Genomic DNA, 4735 nt, shown 5'->3' on the forward strand with positions numbered 1-4735 from the left:
GGGTGCATAACCGACTTTGCCCAATCGTGTCGGGACTTCGCTGTGTTCGAGATTGGCACCCATATACTGAGTGGCGGCATTTACCGCGACTTGTTTGACGCCGCCAAAATCGATCAGCACTGGTAAGCCGTCGCTATTGCGGGAGATCAGATTGTCGGGAGAGATATCGCGATGAATGACGCCGAGGGAATGAATGTAGCTCAGTACGGGGAGAATTTGAGTAAGAAACTGCGTAATTTCGGCTTCGGTGAAGGTTTTGCCCTGCTTGCGCTTTTGGCGCAGGCGCTGCTGATAATTGTCACCAGCGACATAATCCTGCACTAAAAATAGCTGTCCGACACCACCGCGATTGACGCGAAACATTTCCCGAAACCGGGGAATTTGGGGGTGTTGAAGTTGATACATCACCCCAGCTTCCCGCTCGAATAATTGTTGAGCTTTAGTTAGTAAAGCCGTACCCTGAACTTGCGGCGCAAATTCTTTGAGGACGCAGAGTTCGTTGAAGCGATTGACATCTTCACACAGATAAGTCCGCCCAAAACCACCTTGACCGATTTCTCTAGTAATCCGGTAACGATCGCCAAGTAGTACCCCAATTGTCATGGAATGATTGACAGGGGCGGCTAACTGACTACCGCAGGCTTGACAAAACCGATTGGTGTCAGGGTTATCGTGTCCGTTAGGGCAGAATATGGTCATTGCCAAGAAGATACAGCTCTTTTCTAGGATACCCTTTGATGCGTTGACACTGCCTATGTGAAGAGTAGAGGGTAGATGGGAGTTGGGAGTTGGGAGTTGGAGGGAAACTGTTTTACTTTATTGTTCGATCGCGATAAGATTTTCAGCTCGTTTAAATAGGCGGTTGGTTTGCGTGATAACCAAACATGACGACTGCATGAGATCGATCTCGATCGTGCCACTTTTAACTAGCTAAATCCTCAAACAACTTATCGATTTTAGGTACTAGTTCATCAGTTAGATACGCTTGAGTTTGTTGCCCGATCCGATCGACCGATCGACCGATCGATTCATTCATGATGTCTACGAGTCGATCGCAAGAAATTGCATACTTTAATTGGGTGGGTTTATCGTCATCTTTGCTGCGATCGAAGATCCCTGTCGGTCGCACGCACACTTCACTATAAATTAATTCTTGCTTGGGATTAAATCTCGCTCCCATGCTCACGAAATAAAAGCTATCGATAACTTTAATAATTAACTTTTCGGCTTGGATGAAGCTATTGACATACTCCGTAATAATTATCCGGCGGAGCTTGGCAACTGGTTGGAGCCGAACGGCAAGGGTGGATTGGAGTTCGACGATTTGCCGATCGACCAGCGCGATCGTTGCTTGTTGTCTCTGTAGCAGTTGCTCTTTAATTTCAGTCTCGATATAATTTAAGGCTGATTCGATAAATACTTCGGCATCTTTTTTGAAATCAAATTCCAAAACACCCGTCGAACTAAATTCTAATTTAGATTTAAACCAGTGAACTGGATGACGCGGCGGAAACCCGCGCTCGTCTTCCATGTTTTCAATATGTGAAGTCATCACGCGTTGCAAGAATGGCATCCGTTCGTGTTCTTTTGCCAGTAAGAATTGCCGAAATGATTTATTCAATCGTTCTTGAATTTCACTAATATCGCTTTGAAATTCTGCGATTAGATGCTGTTGTAATCGATCGATAGTAGCCAACGTTTCGGTGCGTAAATCGATCGAATCGATGTCAGGAAGATCTCCCAGTGGCTGTCGCTGACTGACATCTGCTGCTGTCGCGCTCGGTGGCTTTTCCCCTGGTGCATCGACATTGATGATTTTACTGCTATCCATGCGATCGCCTCTTGACTCCAAATTTGTAATGTGTGTGTAATTGCGGCGACTCGCTCGAATCGCGGCGGTGCCAATACGGATCGCAAATATTTGAGTCTTTATTTTAGCCTAATCTACTCCGTAAGTTGGTAAATAACCGATCGACCAAATCTAAATTTTTCTGCCCTGGCGAGACTTCTACCCCGCTGGAGAGGTCGATCCCATCGGGTTGCAGTTGGCTCAAAGCCATGCCAATATTATCAGGCGTTAACCCGCCAGCTAATAGCCACGGAATTGAGGGTTTAAAGGCTGACAACTGTTGCCAGTCGATGGTGTGTCCCGTCCCGCCGAGGGCGTCGGGATGATAGGCGTCCAAGAGCAAACCATCGACGACGGGACTATAGGTTTGGATAGTGGCAAGATCGCTACTCGTCTGGACGCGCCATGCTTTGATAATTTCTGTCTCGGGGAGTGCTTGCCGTAATTCCTGACAAAATTCGATCGATTCGGTACCGTGGAGCTGAACGGTGGCGAGATTGGTGAGGGTGACGACATGGGCGATGGTAGTTACCGAAAAATCGGCAAAGACCCCCACTGTATTCGCCGCGTCCGCGAGCTGGGCGACGAGTTCCTGTAATTTGGAGAGCGTCAGGTAGCGCGGCGAGCCAGGGACGCAGATCAAGCCGATATCTGTCGCACCCATTTTCGCAATTGCCAGTCCCTGTTCGACAGTAGTTATTCCGCAAATTTTAATCCGCATTAGTGTTAATTAGGGTTAAATGTATTAATTTTTGTGAATTAGTCAGCGGAAGTCGATCGACAATCGCCCCGACTAACTAATAATTGCCATACATGAGTTGCGATCGGGAGTCGAGTTTTTTGTTAAATAACTTAATTATTGCCGCGATTCCGCATACCGAACCTTGGGGGTTTAATACAGCATTTGTGATGATTATTTGTAACTTGTTTGCAGTCGCGATCGCGGCAATTATTGCTAAATTAAACAGTCGCGCAGGGATTTTTAGTTGGGCCGAACTAGTTGCTGCGATGAGCTTTGGGCATATTTTGGGCGTTGGCTTCGTCCTCGGGCTGACAAACATCGGCATCATCTAATGGCGATCGCGTACCTGTTACTAAAAGTTATCATTTAATCGCGATAGAATACCTTAAGCTGTTATTAGATATCCAAATCTTTAGGAGTAAATCATGTTAAATTCTACCTTGTTACTTGGGGCGATCGGACCGATGAGTCAAGCATGGTCGCCCACAGTCGCGATCGTGATGGTGGTGTGTTCCGTCCTCGGTGTGGCGATCGCCAGTACTACCAAAAAAGCTGGCCCCGCTCTGGTGGGTGGTTTGACCGCAGCTCAATTGCTGGCTGGTACTGCGTTCGGACATCTAGTTGGCGTCGGTGCAACTTTGGGTCTAACTCGTCTTGGTATCATTTAAATCGATTTATTCGATCGTTAGCTCCCGCAACTACTCTGCACTTGCAGTTGTGATATCTGACGATCGAGCCATATGTCTACATAATCGGATCGTGGACGGTGACAAGTTTGGTACCATCGGGAAAGGTAGCTTCGACTTGGATATCGTGAATCATCTCAGCAATCCCTTCCATCACGTCATCGCGAGCGAGTAAAGTTTTCCCATAATTCATCAGTTGGGCGACAGTTTGCCCATCCCGGGCACCTTCCAAGATTGCAGCGGAGATATAAGCAATCGCTTCGGGGTAATTGAGTTTTAAGCCTCTAGCTTTACGACGCTCGGCAACGAGCGCAGCGGTGAAAATTAAGAGTTTATCTTTTTCTTGCGGGGAGAGTTGCATGGGTAAAGGGTAAAGGGTAGCGGGTAGGGGTAAGAGGTAAGAGGTAAGAGGTAAAGGTAAGAGGTAAAAGGTAAAAGGTAAAAGGTAAAAGGTAAGAGGTAATGGGTTACTTGCGTCTTTCTCCCATCTCCCATCTCCCATCTCCCATCTCCCATCTCCCACCTCCCATCTCCCACCTCCCCTATTGCCAAACTCGTGGACGAATCGGCGGACTATCGAGAAATGAATGGCGGAGGAGATGCCAGACAGCGGTAAACCATTGCCGAACTTCTGTAGTCGAGTCACCGCGATACCGACATAATAAGCCTTCTGTCAGACGGGTTACGCCGATTTTATGTGGCTCGCCGTCAAAGAGCGATCGAGCCGCGATCGCGATCTCCTTCCTAATCATCCGATCGTGGTAAGGTAGCTGAGGCTCGATCGGGCTGGCACCAATCCATGCTAGGCTACCGACGATCGGATATCCTGCTAGACTATTGGGTCGATCGATTTGGGTATTGCCATATAATAACTGTCGATCGATCCAAATCGGTCGCCCTTGGCGATACACCTCCGTTGCTGATTGCCATCTACCGCGCGTAAATTTTTCGCCGTGTGCCGTGCGTCCGAAGCGCAAGATCTCCCAACCCAGCCAGCTTGCTGTCGGCGCGAGATCCACCTGTAGCTGTTGCTCAAAGATTGCCCCATTAAAAATAATCGTCTCTTGGGGTATCCATTCCAGACAAGCATTATCGCCAATCCGGTGAACGATGTTTTGCGTCGCCGTCATGCCATTACTGCCATAGATTTTTCCCGCTGCCGCAGTTGTAATCGCCGCCCGAGATTTTGGCTGGAGATCGATGTCGATTTGGAGACTATCGCCGCCGACAATCCCCCCAGCCGTGTGCAAAATGGGATTATGACAAATCCCATCACCTTCAGGATAAAACGAGCGTTGGACTTTGAGGGGGGCGGTACCTTGATGCTCGATCGCTTGCGTTTTGCCGCGATCGTAGCGATAGGTTAATTGTAGCTGTCCGTGCCAACCCGATCGTAAATTAGGACTGTGGTTCATCTGCTTCCACTTCGACTTCCTGGAAAATACCCCGGAAGTCGAA

General features: G+C 48.3%; 7 protein-coding genes. 2 read left to right on the forward strand and 5 right to left on the reverse strand.

Annotated features, from left to right (window positions below; genetic code table 11):
- The 3 genes from RMO35_RS15300 to RMO35_RS15310 all read right to left on the reverse strand — a co-directional run.
- Positions 1 to 699, reverse strand: a 699-nt coding sequence (locus tag RMO35_RS15300) for an inactive serine/threonine-protein kinase VRK3 (RefSeq protein ID WP_309742188.1), incomplete at its 3' end; no start/stop codon positions are given.
- Positions 700 to 922: 223 nt separating this feature from the next.
- Complete coding sequence (locus RMO35_RS15305) at positions 923 to 1831, reverse strand: hypothetical protein (RefSeq protein ID WP_309742189.1); 909 nt, start codon at positions 1829 to 1831, stop codon at positions 923 to 925.
- A gap of 103 nt (positions 1832 to 1934) precedes the next feature.
- Entirely contained in the window at positions 1935 to 2570 is a 636-nt protein-coding gene (locus RMO35_RS15310; RefSeq protein ID WP_309742190.1) for a phosphoribosylanthranilate isomerase, read from the reverse strand.
- 119 nt (positions 2571 to 2689) lie between these two features.
- Here RMO35_RS15310 and RMO35_RS15315 point away from each other — a divergent pair, with 119 nt between their 5' ends.
- Positions 2690 to 2923, forward strand: a complete 234-nt coding sequence (locus RMO35_RS15315; RefSeq protein WP_309742191.1) for a photosystem I reaction center subunit PsaK — start codon at positions 2690 to 2692, stop codon at positions 2921 to 2923.
- Positions 2924 to 3016: 93 nt separating this feature from the next.
- Positions 3017 to 3259, forward strand: a complete 243-nt coding sequence (locus tag RMO35_RS15320; RefSeq protein ID WP_309742192.1) for a photosystem I reaction center subunit PsaK — start codon at positions 3017 to 3019, stop codon at positions 3257 to 3259.
- 76 nt (positions 3260 to 3335) lie between these two features.
- Here RMO35_RS15320 and ureA read toward each other — a convergent pair whose 3' ends face one another.
- Both ureA and RMO35_RS15330 read right to left on the reverse strand, forming a co-directional pair.
- Entirely contained in the window at positions 3336 to 3638 is a 303-nt protein-coding gene (ureA, locus tag RMO35_RS15325; RefSeq protein ID WP_309742193.1) for an urease subunit gamma, read from the reverse strand.
- A 181-nt stretch (positions 3639 to 3819) separates the two neighbouring features.
- Complete coding sequence (locus RMO35_RS15330) at positions 3820 to 4692, reverse strand: urease accessory protein UreD (RefSeq protein ID WP_310415033.1); 873 nt, start codon at positions 4690 to 4692, stop codon at positions 3820 to 3822.
- Positions 4693 to 4735: the final 43 nt, after the last annotated feature.

Source organism: Chamaesiphon sp. OTE_20_metabat_361 (assembly GCF_031364565.1).

Coding starts and splice junctions, on each gene's coding strand:
- RMO35_RS15305 (WP_309742189.1), bottom strand. CDS start 1,831: ATGGATAGCAGTAAAATCATCAATGTCGATGCACCAGGGGAAAAGCCA.
- RMO35_RS15310 (WP_309742190.1), bottom strand. CDS start 2,570: ATGCGGATTAAAATTTGCGGAATAACTACTGTCGAACAGGGACTGGCA.
- RMO35_RS15320 (WP_309742192.1), top strand. CDS start 3,017: ATGTTAAATTCTACCTTGTTACTTGGGGCGATCGGACCGATGAGTCAA.
- ureA (WP_309742193.1), bottom strand. CDS start 3,638: ATGCAACTCTCCCCGCAAGAAAAAGATAAACTCTTAATTTTCACCGCT.
- RMO35_RS15330 (WP_310415033.1), bottom strand. CDS start 4,692: ATGAACCACAGTCCTAATTTACGATCGGGTTGGCACGGACAGCTACAA.